This window comes from Luteimonas saliphila (assembly GCF_016774335.1).
In the GTDB taxonomy this organism is placed as follows: Bacteria; Pseudomonadota; Gammaproteobacteria; order Xanthomonadales; family Xanthomonadaceae; genus Luteimonas; species Luteimonas saliphila.
In genome coordinates this window covers 152,329-166,166 of sequence record NZ_JAETWA010000045.1, presented here as the reverse complement: position 1 = coordinate 166,166, position 13,838 = coordinate 152,329, and the positions used below count along the sequence as shown (strand labels likewise).

Below are 13,838 nucleotides of genomic sequence, written 5' to 3'. Positions count from 1 at the left end.
GAGCCTTCCTTGTCGAAGCGATTGCTTCCGGCTTTCGCCTTCCGCTTTTTCTTCGACGTTCGCAGGCTATCGCAACCCCCGTTATGGCGACGTAAAAAACCTCGACCGTTCGTCGGCGCGATGGGAACGACGAGAGCCGATGCGCAACCTCAGCGATGTCCATCGAATCGCGATCACGCCGGCCAAGGCCACCATCCACGACCGGTGTGCGCATACCGGTCCGCCGCTCGTTCGAACCGGTTGCGCACGCTGATGCCGCCGCACAGCAGGTACAACGGCAGGAACAGCGGGCCCAGCACCATGTACTGGTAGACGTGCGCGCGCTCGTGGTCGCCGAGCGCGACACTCGGCTCTTCGACCAGTCCGGCGCGATGCGCGTAGGTCATGCAGGGCGAATCGAGCGAGTCGCCGGTGTGCAGGATCACGTTGCCCAGGGTCATCGCGCCGCCCGGCCCCCAGGGCCAGCGATGGAACACGAGCGCACGGTCACGACGCTCGAACCGCGCGTGCGCCCCGAACGCCAGGCCCGCCGCGCCGGCGAGCAGCCCGAGCACCGTATTGGGCAGGGTCCAGGCGATCCCGATGGTCATCAGCGCCATCGCCGGCACGCGTCGCCGGCGTTTCCCGCGCGCCGCCGACGGGTCGATCAATCGTTGCCTTCCGGGATCAGCAGCCACAGCACCAGGTAGACGAGGATGCCGGGAAACGCCGCCGACAATACCGATCCGACGACGTACAGGATCCGCAGCAGCGTCGGGCTCCAGCCATAGCGGTGCGCGATGCCGCCGACGACGCCTGCCAGCACGCGGTCGTGGATCGAGCGCGTCAACCCGGCGGACTTGGTGGTGGTCTGGTTCATGGCGGCGCTCCCCAAGGTGCCGACGAAGTCTAGCGCCCGGTTCGTGAAGAATTCGCTGCGCGCAGGCGCTCGAGTTCGGCCGCGAACCAGTCCGCGGCGAGCAGCTCGACGCCATCGCAGCGCACCCGGTACGGCCGCCCGCCCACGCTGCTGCGGCTGGCCATGCGCCCGATGAAGTCCTCGGCCGTGCCGGCGAAGCCGCGATCGCGGGCCCATTCCAACTTGCGCTGCAGGTGCGCCTGGGCCGCGTCCGCGCCATGCCAGCGGCCATTGCGCTGGAATTCGCAACCCGAGGTGCCGATCGCCGCCACTAGGTCCGCGATCTCGCGCAGCGCAACCGCCTCGTCGCCGGCTTCGGCCGCCGGCCCCGGGACGGCCGCCAGCGACAGCACGAATGCCAGTACCCGGGCTGCCACGCCCACGCCGGCCACACGTGACCTCAGCGCGCCCGCTTCGCCAGCCAGTCGTGGATCGCGGTCGGCACTTCCTTCTGCGCGCGGCCGGACACGTAGATGCCGATATGGCCACCCCGGAAGGACAGCTCGGAATAATCGGTCGTGCCGACCAGGCCCTTCAGCGCCCGCGACGCGTCGGGCGGCACCAGGTGGTCCTGCTCGGCGTAGATGTTCAGCACCGGCATGTCGACGAAGCCGAGTTCGACATCGCGCCCGCCGATGCTGATCCCGCCGTTGACGAACCCGTTGCCCTGGTAGAACTGCTTGATGAACTGGCGGAACGCCTCGCCTGCCTGGTCAGGCGAATCGAAGATCCACTTCTCCATGCGCAGGAAGTCCTCGAGCGCCTTGCGGTCGTCGAGGATGTCGACCAGGCCGACGTACTTCTGCACGAACAGCCGCCAGGGCTTGAGGGTGAGGTAGCAGAAATTCATCATGTCCGCAGGCACGTTGCCCAGCGTGTCCACGAACAGGTCCACGTCCATGTCGCGGGTCCAGTTCGAGAGCATGTTGTCGTCGGTGTGGAAATCCACCGGCGTGACCATGGTGACCAGGTTCTTCACCTTGTCCGGGTGCAGTGCCGCGTAGCACAGGGAGAACGCGCCGCCCTGGCAGATGCCCAGCAGGTTGATCGAATCCAGGCCCTGCGCGGCACGCAGGTGATCGACCGCGCCGCCGAGGAATCGCTCGATGTAGTCCTCGAGGGTCAGGTAACGATCGGAACGGTCGGGATAGCCCCAGTCGATGATGTAGACGTCCTCGCCGCGCTCGAGCAGCCCCTTGACCAGCGAGCGGTCCGACTGCAGGTCGACCATGTAGGGCCGGTTGACCAGCGCGTAGCAGATGACGATCGGCACCTTCGCGGTCGGCGCCTTCGGACCGAGGAAGCGGTACAGCACCACCTTGCCGTCGCGCCAGACCTCCTCCTTCGCGCTCGCACCATAGTCGTAGTCGCCGACCTCGCGCAGCGTCTGCAGGCCGGCACCGAGCTTTTGCTGGAAGCGCAGCGCCTCTTCGGCCAGCCGGTCCGGGCTGAAGTTCAGGGGTCCGTGCATGTCAGCGCCCTCCCCGCTTCGACGCCGGCCCGCGATCCAGCGGCTCGGGCGCGACCGGCATCGGGATAGCGCTGGAGAAACCGTTGGTCGGTGCCCGGCGGGCCGTCACCGTCGGGCGCGGCGCGAGCTTGCGCGCGACCCGCTTGCGACCGGCCTTGGTGGCGGACGCCCGGCTCGCGCCCTGGGGGGCAGCGGACTGCGCTGCAGGCCTTGCACCGGCCCCCGCCTTCCGTCCCTTGGTGGCGGTCTTCGCCGGCCTGGCGGTCTGTGCCGCGGCGGCGGGCCGGCCGTCGTCACCGGGCCTCGTCGCCGAGGATCCCTCGATCGCGTCGCGCAAGCGCCGCAGCGTGCGTTCCAGGTCCACGATCTTGCGATGCGCGGCATCGATCTCGGTGCGCGTGGGCATCCCGAGCATCGCGCTGGCCTGCTCCACCTGCCGCTGCACGCCGCCGCGCACGCGCATCTGCGCATCGACCAGCCTGGCGTACACCTCGCGGAATTCCGGGGACAGCGCGATCTCCGCGTAGGCCTCCTCGGCAGAGTCGATCCACAGGTCGAACAGGGCGCGCGGCGACTCGATCTGGCGGCCCGGTTCCTCGTGCTCCACCAGCCTGTCCTCGAATCGCTCGAACGCCAGTTGCGAGGCCTTGAGCATCAGCGCGCCGTAGGCGCTGTTGCTTTCGTCGTACTCCGCCAGCGCCTGCGCCAGCTGTTGCAACCGTTCCTGCTGTTCGCGCCCGGCCCCGAACGCCGGCAGCCGCAGCCAGAACATGCCTTCGCCGCGCATCGCATCGAGCCACGGCGAAGCGTCCTCGACCCACTGGTCCAGCCCGCGCATGCCCTGGCCGCGCATGGAGCGGAACATTTCCGGAAACGGGTTCATCCCCGACGCCCCGAGCGCCTGTTTCCATGCCGCGGCGACGTCGCGCGCGCTCGAGTCGCGTCCCGCGAACTGCGCCGCCACCTGCTGCATCCGTCCGTACCAGTCGCGCGCCTGGACGTTGAAGCGCTCGAGCGCGTCGTTCATCCCGCTGCGGCCGCCGTGCGCATAGCGCGTCCACCAGTCGATCGCGTCCTGCCAGGCATGCGCGCCCGACTGGCCGCTGCCGGGCGCTGCGCTGCGCAGGGCATCGCCCCACGCCCCCCAGTACTGGCGGGCGAGCCGCTCGAACTCATCCGTCGAAGCGGGACCCGCGCCAAAGCCGAAACCGCCGTTCGCCATGCCGTCCTCCTGTGCCGCCCCGATCATAGCAACGGCAGGCGCGAATCCGCGCGCGGCCTCCGCCTCGAACCGCTGCAGGCCGGCCGGTATCGTCCGTTCACATCTTCGGGATGCGGATCGTCTTGCTGATCATCAGCGAGCCCGACAGTGCGAACACCAGCACCAGCGGGTGCAGCTGCCAGGGGCCGAGCTGCCATTGGCCGAACCAGATCGCATCGCCGATGGCGCCCTGCCAGGCCGCCACCGCGAGCAGGGCCACGATCAGCACGCTGCTCGGGATCGGCGTGCCCTCGAAATACTTCACCTTGTCGCCGCCGTCGGCGAGTGTCTCGGCGGTGACGTTGTAGCGCGCCAGGCGGCTGACGCCGCAGGCGACGAAATAGCTCAGCACGACCCAGTCCCAGCCGCCCTGCATCCCGCAGGCGTAGGCCAGCGCCGCCGGCGCCAGGCCGAAGGAGATCACGTCGGCCAGCGAGTCCAGCTCGCGCCCCAGGGTGGAGGCAACCTTGCGCCAGCGCGCCACGCGGCCATCGAGCGCGTCGAATACGAACGCCAGCGGGATCAGGGCCATGCCGACCATCAGGTCGCGCACGATGCCGTCCTGCAGGAACCGCATCGCCGCGAACACCGCACCAGTGCCGCAGAAGGCATTGGCCAGGGTGAACCAGTCGGCCAGCTGGAAGTCGCGCAGCATCGAGAAGTGGCGGGGTCTGGACATGGCGGGCCTGCGGAAACGGCGGCATTCCAGAGTGCCAAACCCGGCGTGAGGATGGGGCAAGCGGCGGCGATGCACCGGCCCGGCTCATGGATCCCGCGCCTGCGCGCCTGCTGCCCCGGCGGGCAGTCACGTAGCCCGGATAAGCGCAGCGCATCCGAGTCCGTGGACCCTCAATGCGGCGTCGCGTTTCCGATCGACGGTCCCATTTTCGTCTGCCGGGGAAACGGATGGGGGCGCGAAGCCCCGGATGCGCTGCGCTTATCCGGGCTACGGGCGCGGCGCTAGTCCGGCATCGCGAGGTGGTCGGCCGCCAGGGGCGTACCCGGGCCGCGAGGACGGGTCTGGATCACGGCGTCCGACGGCAGCTGGCCGTGGCCGTCCAGGTGCGCTTCAACCCGGTCCAGTGCGGCGTACACGTAAGGCAGCAGCGGCAGGTAACGCGCGGCATAGTCCGGCAGGCCGAGGAAGCCGTCGAAATGCTGGGCGTTGCGCACCTGCCAGTAGCGCACGTCGCGGCCGGCCGCGCGCGACGCGGCGACGTACGGCGTACTGCTGAAGGCCATCGGCACCAGCCCGTCGTCGCTACCGTGCACCACCACCACCGGCAGGCCGACGCGCGGCGGCGCGGCGCGGGTGGCGCCGATGCCCGCTCGCACGCGTCCGGCGTTCGCGTCGTCGCCGTCGTGCAGCGCACGCAGGCAGCGCAGGCCCGGCAGCGTGGCGTCCGGCAAGGCGACCGGCATCTCCGTCAGGCCCACGCCGGCGCCCGGCGGGATACCGCTGGCATCGCTCCACCACGCGGCCTGTTCGGCGGGTGTCGCCGCGCGCACGGAGACATCCGGGTTCTGCGCGGAGAACGCGAAGCCGCAGGGGTGTTCGCCGACGCCGTAGCGGCCGTAGGCCGAGGCATAGGTGGCCGCCACCGCGCGCCACAGGTCGAAGCCGGTGGAGAGCACGCCGGCGCGGATCGCGCCTTCGCTCCAGCCGCCCGCGATCATGCGCTCGTACGCCGACCTGGACTGCGCGGCCGGATCGGCGCCTTCGACCAGCCCGGCGGCCTGCAGCGATCCGCAGCGCAGCAGCCACGACGCGCCGGCCTGGGCACGCAGCGGCGGTTGCGGCAGACCGTCGAGATGCAGTTGCGCGCACGGCATCAGCAGCGCCGCCTCGGTGGTGTAGTCGTACAGCGAGCGCCCGCCATGGCCCTCGACGAACACGTTGGGTTCGCCCGCGACCACCGCGTCGAGCCAGTCGCCCTCGAGTTCCGCCGCGCGCAGCACCGCGCCGCCGCCGTTGGACAGGCCGACCGCGATGACGCGCGTGTTGTCGAACGTGAAGGGCGCGGCGGCCGGCAGTGCCTGGTCCAGGGTCCGCAGCGCGAACTCGGCCGCCTGCCGCACGTGCCGGCCCCAGTCCGCTTCCGGGTTGTCCTTCGAGTGCGCGTGCTTGACCGCGATACCGGACGCGCCGACCGGTGCATCCGGAATGAAGGCCAGCTCGCCGGCGGCGAGCGCGCCGCGGGTTCCGTCGGCGTGGACGCCCGTGTGGTCGTCGAGATCGAAGTAGTCGGTGCCGGCGCCCTTGTCGGTATACGCCACCGCGCAGCCCTTCGGCAGCCCCCAGGCGCCGGCGACCGCGATCGCGCCATAGATGCCGCGCGAACCGGAAGACGCGGTCACCACCACGCAGCGCCTGCCCGCATCGAAAGCGTCGGGCAACTGCAGCATCACCCGGTGCGGCTGCGACGCGCCGGGCAGCCGGGCATAGCCGTGGAACTCCCGACCGGGTACCGCCGCGAGGCTGCCGAACAGTTCGCCGTAGCCACCGCCCGGCGCGAGGTCGGCGATGCCGCGCCAGTTGCTCCAGACCGCGCGTCGCCGCAGTTCGGCCGCGGTCGGCTGCGCCGGATCGGCGAACGCGGGTGGCGTCATCGCGCGCAGGCCGTCGAGGCCTAGGCCGGCGGTGAGCAGGTCGTCCTGGCCACGATGTTCGCTGCTGCGCTGCGCGGTGAACACGGCTGCCTCCGGTGATGCGTTGCGCGGCGCGCCGGCGCAGGCCACGAGCCCCACCGCGAGCGCGGCCGTGCACAGCGTCCCGATGATCGATGTGGTCGTCATGCCGGCACGGTAGCACCCGCGCGATGCGCCTCCATCGTACTTTGGTACCACGCCAAAGGCGCATGCCCCTGATAGCGTGGCCGCCGCATGCCTCCCCGCCGGGCACGAACGGCCGGCCCGCCCTGCACCACCGGGCGGGGGCACGTCGCCGATCGCTCACCGGCCCTGGGCGCCTGCCGGCACGAAGCGCGACACCATCGATGCGCGATGCGCATCGACGACGGAGGCACGGCACAATGCCCGCCAAGACCTCATGCGTGGCTGCGTGCGGGGGCATAGCGGAGCATGGCGGCACGCGCGCGTCGTCACATCCATCCGCCACTCGTCTTCTTTTCGCGCGGGAAGCGCATACGGACGTTCCAGGCATGCAGATCCGACCCGCCGACCTCGACGACCCCGCCTTCGCCGCACTCATGGAGGAACATCGCGCGGCCATGCAGGCCACCGCGCCGCCGGAGAGCCAGCACGCGCTCGACCTATCCGGCCTGCGCCGGACGACGGTGCGGGTCTGGACGGTCCACGACGGCGGGAGCCTGATCGGCTGCGGTGCGCTGCAACACCTCGCCCCCGGGCACGCCGAGATCAAGGCGATGCGTACCGCGCGCGCCTGGCTTCGCCGCGGCGTCGCCAGGACGATGCTCGACCACCTGCTGGCCGAGGCGCGCCGCTCCGGCTACGCGCGAGTGAGCCTGGAAACCGGCTCGATGGCCTACTTCGCGCCGGCGCGGCGGATGTACGCGGCGGCCGGTTTCGTCGAGTGCGGGCCCTTCGGCGACTACATCGACGATCCCAACAGCACCTACATGACCCGCGCGCTGTAGGCTTCGCGCATGCCCACCCTGCTGATCGCCGACGACCACCCGCTGTTCCGCGCGGCGCTGCGCGGCGCTGCCGCTGAAGCCGCCAGCGACGTCACGACCTGCGAGGCCGAATCCCTCGATGGCGTGCTGGGGCTGCTCGAGTCGCGCGGCGACATCGACCTGGTCCTGCTCGACCTGCACATGCCCGGCAACCACGGCCTGGCCGGGCTGGCCGCGATCCGCGCACAGTACCCCGCGGTCGCGGTGGTGCTGGTTTCGGCCAACGAGGATCCGCAGACCGTGCGCCGCGCGCTCGACCACGGCGCCGCCGGCTACATCCCCAAGAGCGCCGGGCTCGACGAACTGCGCGAGGCCATCCGCACCGTACTGGACTGCGAACAGTGGCTGCCGCCGGCGCTGCGCGGCGCGGTCACCCGCACCCGCTCCTCCCCGGCGGATGCCGACCTCGCCGCACGCCTGGCCAGCCTCACGCCGCAGCAGTTCCGCGTGCTCACCCTGGTGGCGCAGGGCCTGCTCAACAAGCAGATCGCCGACCGACTCGACATCCAGGAGCGCACCGTCAAGGCGCACCTGTCGGTGATCTTCGAGAAACTCGGCGCGCGCAACCGGACCCAGGCCAGCGTGATCCTGCGCGAACTGGAAATCGGCGATCCGAGCCGGCAGGCCGCGGGCTGATTCCCGCCGGACAGCGCCCGTCCCGGTGACGGAGTGTTCCATCGCGTCGATGATGGCCACCCGCCTTGCGGGGAAACGCCGGTTCGACCGGGGAACTTGTCGCACGCCGCACGCTCCCATGGCAGTGGACCCGCACCGGAGCCGCCGATGACGCCGCGACGTTCCCCACTGCCGCTCTGGCTGGCCGCGAGCCTGCTGCTCGGCCTGCTGCATGCCGCCCCCCTGCCCGCCCGCGAACCCGCTGGCCCGATCCACCAGCTGCGGGTCTACGCGATCTTCGACGAGACCCGCGCGGCCTTCCACGACCGCTTCCGCGACCACGCCGCACGGATCATGGCCCGCCACGGCTTCCACATCGTCTCGACGTGGGAGAGCCGCGGCGAGGACGGCAGGCCGCCGCGCTTCGTCTACCTGCTGCAGTGGCCGGACGAGACGACGATGCGCGAACGCTGGGCCGCGTTCATGGCCGACGAGGAATGGGCGCGGATCAAGCGCGAGACTGCCAGCGAGCACGGCCGCTTCGTCGGCGACATCGAGGAACACGTGCTGCGGCCGACGGACTACTCGCCGCGGGCGTCGTTCAGCGGGGAGTGAGCGGGTACGCCGGTCGCACGATCGCCGCGGCCGTTTCCATGCGCCCCGAGCGGCGGCGCGCGACGAACCGTGTCCCATCCGCGCCGGGGCGAGCCCTGCCGGCCCGCGACGGCGGTAGGATGCCGACGTTGCGCCCGGAAGCCCGCCGATGTCCATCGCCCTGTCCCGTCCGCTGGAGCTTCCGCGCCAGCAGTTGTTCTGGCTGCTGCACCTCGGCGGCTGGTCGGCGTACTTCGCCCTGGGCTACCTCGCGGCCATCGCCCACGACAAGCCGCCGGGCTACTGGGTGGTGCCGCTGACGGCGGCCACGACCGGCGCGATCGCCACCCTGGGCCTGCGGGTCCTGCTGCGACTGTTCTGGCATCTGCCGCCCAGGCGACTGGCGCTGGCGATGGTGCTGCCGGTGCTCGCCACCTCGGCGCTGATGGACACCACCACGCGCGCGGTGCTGGTGGAGTTCTGCGAGACCTGCAAGCCGGCCAACCGCATCGCCTTCGTCGCCTACTCGCTCGGGTACATCTACGTGCTGCTGGCCTGGGTCGGCCTGTACCTGGGCATCCGCTATTACCGCCAGTTGCAGAACGAGACCGAGCGCACGCTGGCCGCGCGCAGCATCGCCCACCAGGCGCAGCTGAAGATGCTGCGCTACCAGCTCAACCCGCACTTCCTGTTCAACACCCTCAACGCGATCTCCACCCTGATCCTCGACCGCGACAACGGCACCGCCAACCGCATGGTCCAGGGCCTGTCGGCGTTCCTGCGGCACTCGCTGGACAACGACCCGATGCAGCGCGTCACCCTGCGCCAGGAACTCGATGCGCTGACGCTCTATCTCGACATCGAGAAGATCCGCTTCGCCGAGCGCCTGCGGGTGGAAACCGACATCGACGAAGACTGCTGGCGCGCACTGCTGCCCAGCCTGCTGCTGCAGCCGCTGGTGGAGAACGCGATCAAGTACGCCGTCGCCCGCCAGGTCGCGGGCGGCGTGCTGCGCATCGGCGCGCACCGCGAAGGCGCGCAACTGGTGCTGAGGGTGGCCGACGACGGTCCCGGCTGCTCCAGCCTGGAGGGCGGCCAGGTGCCGCCCGGCAAGGGCGTCGGCCTGCGCAACACGCGCGAGCGGCTTTCGGTGCTGTACGGCGACGCCGGATCGTTCTCGATCCGCAACCTCGATCCCGGCATCGAGGTCACGTTGCGCCTGCCGTTCGAAACCTCGCAGACCATCAGGGACTGAAGGCAGTGGATTGCGCGCCGTCGAACCCCATCCCCGCGTCGCAGCGCCTGCGCACGATGATCGTCGACGATGAACCGCTGGCGCGGCGCGGGCTCGAGATCCGCCTGCAGGCGCATGCGGACGTCGACATCGTCGGCCAGTACGGCGATGGCGCATCGGCCCTGGCCGCCCTGCGCGAAGATCAGCCGGACCTGGTGTTCCTGGACGTGCAGATGCCGGGCGTGGACGGCTTCGAGACGCTGCGCCGCATCCCCGCCAGCGAGATGCCGCTGGTCGTGTTCGTGACCGCGTTCGACCACTATGCGATCCGCGCCTTCGAGGCTTCCGCGGCCGACTACCTGCTCAAGCCGGTCGAGGACAGCCGCCTGGCGCAGGCGCTCGCGCGCGTACGCGAGGTCCGCGCCCAGCGCGAGGCCGGCGCCCATTGCGGCCAGTTGCTGGAACTGCTGGGCGAGCTGAGCGGGCGGGCGCCGCTACGGCTCGAGCAGGCGCTGCTGCCCGACGCGATCGATCGCCTGCGGCGCGAGGAAAGGCTGGCCGTGCGCGATGGTCACCGTACCGTCCGGGTGGACCTGCGCGGCATCCGCTGGATCGATGCCGCGGGCGACTACATGTGCCTGCACGTCGACGGCAAGGACGGCGCCGGCGAAACCCTGGTGCTGCGCGCGACGATGCGCGAGCTGGAACGCCAGCTCGATTCGCAGCGCTTCCCGCGCATCCACCGCTCGACCATCGTCAACGCCAGCCGCGTCGTCGAGTTGCGCCCGCACAGCAACGGCGAGAGCTTCCTGCGGCTCGACTGCGGCCAGGAACTCAAGCTCTCGCGCAGCCATCGCGACAAGCTCTCGATCCTGCTCTGATCGCCCGATCGCCGCGCCTCGTCGCGGGATCGCAACGCCTCGTCGCAGAACCGGCGGCCGCATGACTTCCGGGCCATCGCCGGCGGCCGATGCGGGCGCATCTTGCGCTCCGCCGATCCTCGCGTGGAGCGCCGATGAAACTCACCGAAGCCTCGCTGCGCAACCCGGCCGCCGTCGCGGTGGTCGTGGCGCTGGTCTGCGCCTTCGGCCTGCTCAGCCTCGGCAAGCTGCCGCTGCAGCTGTTCCCGGACATCGAGCGGCCGCAGATGTCGATCCAGACGCTCTGGCGCGCGGCGTCGCCGCAGGAGATGGAGTCCGAGATCGTCGAACCCATCGAAACCGTGCTGCAGGGACTCCCCGGCCTGGAGGAGATCGCCTCCAACGTCGGCACCGGTTTCAGCGCGATCAACCTGACCTTCGCGATCGGCAGCGACATGGACGCGATGCTGGTGGACGTGCTGGCACGCATGAACCGGCTACCGCCGCTGCCGCGCGACGCGACCCCGCCGGTGGTCCAGGCCGGGGCCGACAACGCCAACGATTCGCTCACCTACTTCTTCGTGCAGAAGCTGCCGGGCACGCCGGGCGACATCCGCGACTACCGGCAGATGATCGAGGACCGCATCGTCCCGCGCCTGACCTCGGTGGAGGGCGTGGCCGGGGTGGCGATCAACGGCGGCGCGCCGGAGGAGCTCACCATCACCCTCGACCTGGCGCGCGCGGCCGCGATGGACATCCGGGTGCCGGACGTGGCCGCGGTCGCGGCGCGCGCCACCGATGTCTCGGGCGGCGTGGTCGAGGCCGGGCGCCGCGAATACGTGCTGCGCTTCGCCGGCCGCTATTCGCCGGACGCGATGGGCGAACTGATCCTGGCCTGGCGAGACGGACGCCCGGTGCGCCTGGCCGATGTCGCGACGGTCGAGGTGAAGCGTCCCGAACAGCGCTTCTTCGCCTATCAGAACGGCAATCCGGCGATCGGACTGCGCATCCTGCGCACCCACGACGCCAACGTGCTGGCGACGCTGGACGAGGTCAAGCGCGTGGTCGCCGGGCTGCGCGAGGACGAGCTGCTGCCGCTGGGCCTGGACATCGCGCAGAGTTTCGACGCCTCGGTGTTCATCCACCGCGCCATCGGCCTGCTCTCGGGCAGCCTGCTGGCCGGCATGCTGCTGGCGGTCGGTTGCCTGTGGTGGTTCCTGCGCGACGCGCGTGCCACCGGGCTGATCGCCTGTGCGATCCCGATTTGCCTGCTGGCGACCTTCATCGTGCTGCAGCTCACCGGGCGCAGCCTCAACGTGATCTCGCTCGCCGGCCTCGCGTTCGCAGTGGGCATGGTGATGGATGCCGCGGTGGTGGTCGCCGAGAACATCGTGCGCCTGCGCGAGCAGGGCGTGCCGGCGCCGCGCGCGGCGCTCGAGGGGACGCACCAGGTCGGCGGCGCGCTGGTCGCTTCCACGCTGACCACGGTGGCGGTGTTCCTGCCGGTGATCTTCATGCAGGACGTGGAAGGGCAGCTGTTCGCGGACCTGGCGCTGACGATCTCGATCGCGGTGGGTCTCTCGCTGCTGGTCGCGGTGACGGTGCTGCCGGCAGCGGCCGGGACCTGGCTGCGCACGCGCCCGCGCGACCGGCAACGCCAGGGCTGGAGCCGGATCGGCGACTGGGCGCTGCGCACCACCGCCACCCGCCGCCGGCAATGGGCGTGGGTGATGGCGCTGGTGCCGGCGCCGTTGCTGCTGGCGGTATTGCTGATGCCCCAGATCGACTACCTGCCGCCGGTCAAGCGCGCCGCGGTCGATGCCTTCTTCACCTTCCCGCCCGGTATGAGTCCGGCACGCGTCGACCGGGAAATCGCGCCGGTGCTGCTGCAGCGCATGCGCCCCTATCTGGACGGCGAGCGAAGTCCGCAGCTCAGCAACTGGTACCTGAACCTGTGGCCCGGCGGCGGCACGCTGGGCGCGCGGGTGGTCGATCCCGCGGACATCGGCGAACTCGAGCGCATCGTCCGCGACGAGATCGTCACCGGCTTTCCCGACACCCGCGCCTTCGCCAGCGAGGGCGAACTGTTCGGTGGCTTCGGCGGCTCGGCGCGGGCCATCGCGATCCACCTGCAGCACGGCGATGGCGAAGCCCTGGCCCGTGCCGCGGAAGCGTGCCGGCGCGCGCTGGGCGACCGCTTCCCTGGCGCCAACGTCCAGTCCTTCCCCAACGTGGACGCGGGCACGCCGGAGCTGCGGATCAGCCCGGACGACCGGCGCCTGGCCGAATCCGGATGGCAGCGCAGCGAACTGGCCACGATCGTCCGCGCGCTCGGCGAGGGCCAGTGGCTGGGCGAGCACTTCGACGGCGAGCGGCGCCTGGCGATCATCCTGCGCGGCGAGCAGGCAGATGCCGGCCGTTTCGATGCCGCACCGCTGGCCACGCCTCTCGGTGGAGTACTCGCGCTGGGCGAACTGGCGCGCGTGGACACGGTGATCGCACCCAACCAATTGCGCCGCATCGACCGTCGCCGCACCGTCACCCTCACCGTCGATCCGCCGCAGGCGATGTCGCTGGAACAGGCGCTGCGCATCGTCGACGACGAGATCGTGCCGGCGCTGCGCGGAGCGCTGCCCGCGGACGCCACCGTGCGCGTGTCGGGCAGCGCCGATCGTCTGGACCAGGTGGTCGGCAACATGGCGACCAATTTCGCCATCGCCCTGCTGGTGCTGTTCATGCTGATGACGGCGATGTTCCGCTCGCTGCGCGACAGCGCGGTGGTGATGGCGACCCTGCCGCTGGCGCTGCTCGGCGGCGTCGCCGGCCTGCGGATGCTGGACCTGGCGGCAGGGCAGACGCTCGACCTGCTGTCGATGATCGGTTTCATCCTGCTGCTGGGCATGGTGATCAACAACGCCATCCTGCTGGTGGCGCAGGCACGCGAGGCGCAGGCCACCGGCGCGTCGCTCGAAGACGCCCTGCGCCAGGCGCTCGACCAGCGCCTGCGTCCGATCCTGATCGCCGCACTCACCGGCGTACTCGGCGCACTGCCGATGGCCGTCAACCCCGGACCCGGCGCGGTGATCTACCGCGGCCTGGCCGCAGTGTCCGTCGGCGGCGTGGCCTTGAGCCTGCTGTTCACGGTGGTGCTGGTGCCCGCCCTGATGCGCCTGGCCGCGGCGCGCGCGCCACGCCGTTCCGCCGCCGATGCCGCCCTCGTCCAGGCACCCGCCTGAGCACTTTCCCCGG

At 70.9% G+C, this 13,838-nt stretch carries 13 protein-coding genes; 6 read left to right on the top strand and 7 right to left on the bottom strand.

All coding sequences use genetic code 11. The annotated features are described in order from the left end of the window. Positions 1–173: 173 nt before the first annotated feature. The 7 genes from JMO03_RS15840 to JMO03_RS15810 all read right to left on the bottom strand — a co-directional run bounded on the left by JMO03_RS15840 (position 174) and on the right by JMO03_RS15810 (position 6,426). Entirely contained in the window at positions 174–599 is a 426-nt protein-coding gene (locus tag JMO03_RS15840; protein WP_202844927.1) for a hypothetical protein, read from the bottom strand. Positions 600–646: 47 nt separating this feature from the next. Then, positions 647–859 (bottom strand): PspC domain-containing protein, encoded by a 213-nt coding sequence (locus JMO03_RS15835; protein ID WP_202844711.1) that lies wholly within the window; start codon positions 857–859, stop codon positions 647–649. Between the two features lie 29 nt (positions 860–888). Continuing rightward, a complete protein-coding gene (locus JMO03_RS15830; protein ID WP_337926434.1) occupies positions 889–1,275 on the bottom strand; it encodes a DUF5329 family protein in 387 nt (128 codons plus the stop codon). A 23-nt stretch (positions 1,276–1,298) separates the two neighbouring features. Continuing rightward, positions 1,299–2,369, bottom strand: a complete 1,071-nt coding sequence (locus JMO03_RS15825; RefSeq protein WP_202844710.1) for a class III poly(R)-hydroxyalkanoic acid synthase subunit PhaC — start codon at positions 2,367–2,369, stop codon at positions 1,299–1,301. 1 nt (position 2,370) lies between these two features. Beyond that, positions 2,371–3,591: a class III poly(R)-hydroxyalkanoic acid synthase subunit PhaE gene (gene phaE, locus JMO03_RS15820; RefSeq protein WP_202844709.1), complete on the bottom strand. Its 1,221-nt coding sequence runs from the start codon at positions 3,589–3,591 to the stop codon at positions 2,371–2,373. Between the two features lie 97 nt (positions 3,592–3,688). Beyond that, a complete protein-coding gene (locus JMO03_RS15815) occupies positions 3,689–4,309 on the bottom strand; it encodes a CDP-alcohol phosphatidyltransferase family protein (protein WP_202844708.1) in 621 nt (206 codons plus the stop codon). A 281-nt stretch (positions 4,310–4,590) separates the two neighbouring features. Continuing rightward, the gene (locus JMO03_RS15810; protein ID WP_202844707.1) at positions 4,591–6,426 is read right to left on the bottom strand and encodes a 3-hydroxybutyrate oligomer hydrolase family protein; all 1,836 of its coding nucleotides are present in this window, start codon (positions 6,424–6,426) and stop codon (positions 4,591–4,593) included. Positions 6,427–6,791: 365 nt separating this feature from the next. Between JMO03_RS15810 and JMO03_RS15805 the strand changes: the two genes are divergently transcribed. The 6 genes from JMO03_RS15805 to JMO03_RS15780 all read left to right on the top strand — a co-directional run bounded on the left by JMO03_RS15805 (position 6,792) and on the right by JMO03_RS15780 (position 13,825). Further along, on the top strand, positions 6,792–7,247 hold the full coding sequence (locus tag JMO03_RS15805) for a GNAT family N-acetyltransferase (protein WP_202844706.1): 456 nt from the start codon (positions 6,792–6,794) through the stop codon (positions 7,245–7,247). Between the two features lie 9 nt (positions 7,248–7,256). Continuing rightward, on the top strand, positions 7,257–7,922 hold the full coding sequence (locus tag JMO03_RS15800; protein ID WP_202844705.1) for a response regulator: 666 nt from the start codon (positions 7,257–7,259) through the stop codon (positions 7,920–7,922). 147 nt (positions 7,923–8,069) lie between these two features. Further along, on the top strand, positions 8,070–8,516 hold the full coding sequence (locus tag JMO03_RS15795) for an NIPSNAP family protein (RefSeq protein ID WP_202844704.1): 447 nt from the start codon (positions 8,070–8,072) through the stop codon (positions 8,514–8,516). Positions 8,517–8,664: 148 nt separating this feature from the next. Continuing rightward, a complete protein-coding gene (locus JMO03_RS15790) occupies positions 8,665–9,750 on the top strand; it encodes a sensor histidine kinase (RefSeq protein WP_202844703.1) in 1,086 nt (361 codons plus the stop codon). A gap of 56 nt (positions 9,751–9,806) precedes the next feature. Further along, the gene (locus tag JMO03_RS15785; RefSeq protein ID WP_202844702.1) at positions 9,807–10,610 is read left to right on the top strand and encodes a LytR/AlgR family response regulator transcription factor; all 804 of its coding nucleotides are present in this window, start codon (positions 9,807–9,809) and stop codon (positions 10,608–10,610) included. 134 nt (positions 10,611–10,744) lie between these two features. Further along, positions 10,745–13,825, top strand: coding sequence for an efflux RND transporter permease subunit (locus JMO03_RS15780; RefSeq protein ID WP_202844701.1), 3,081 nt, complete (start codon positions 10,745–10,747; stop codon positions 13,823–13,825). The last annotated feature ends 13 nt before the right edge of the window (positions 13,826–13,838 follow it).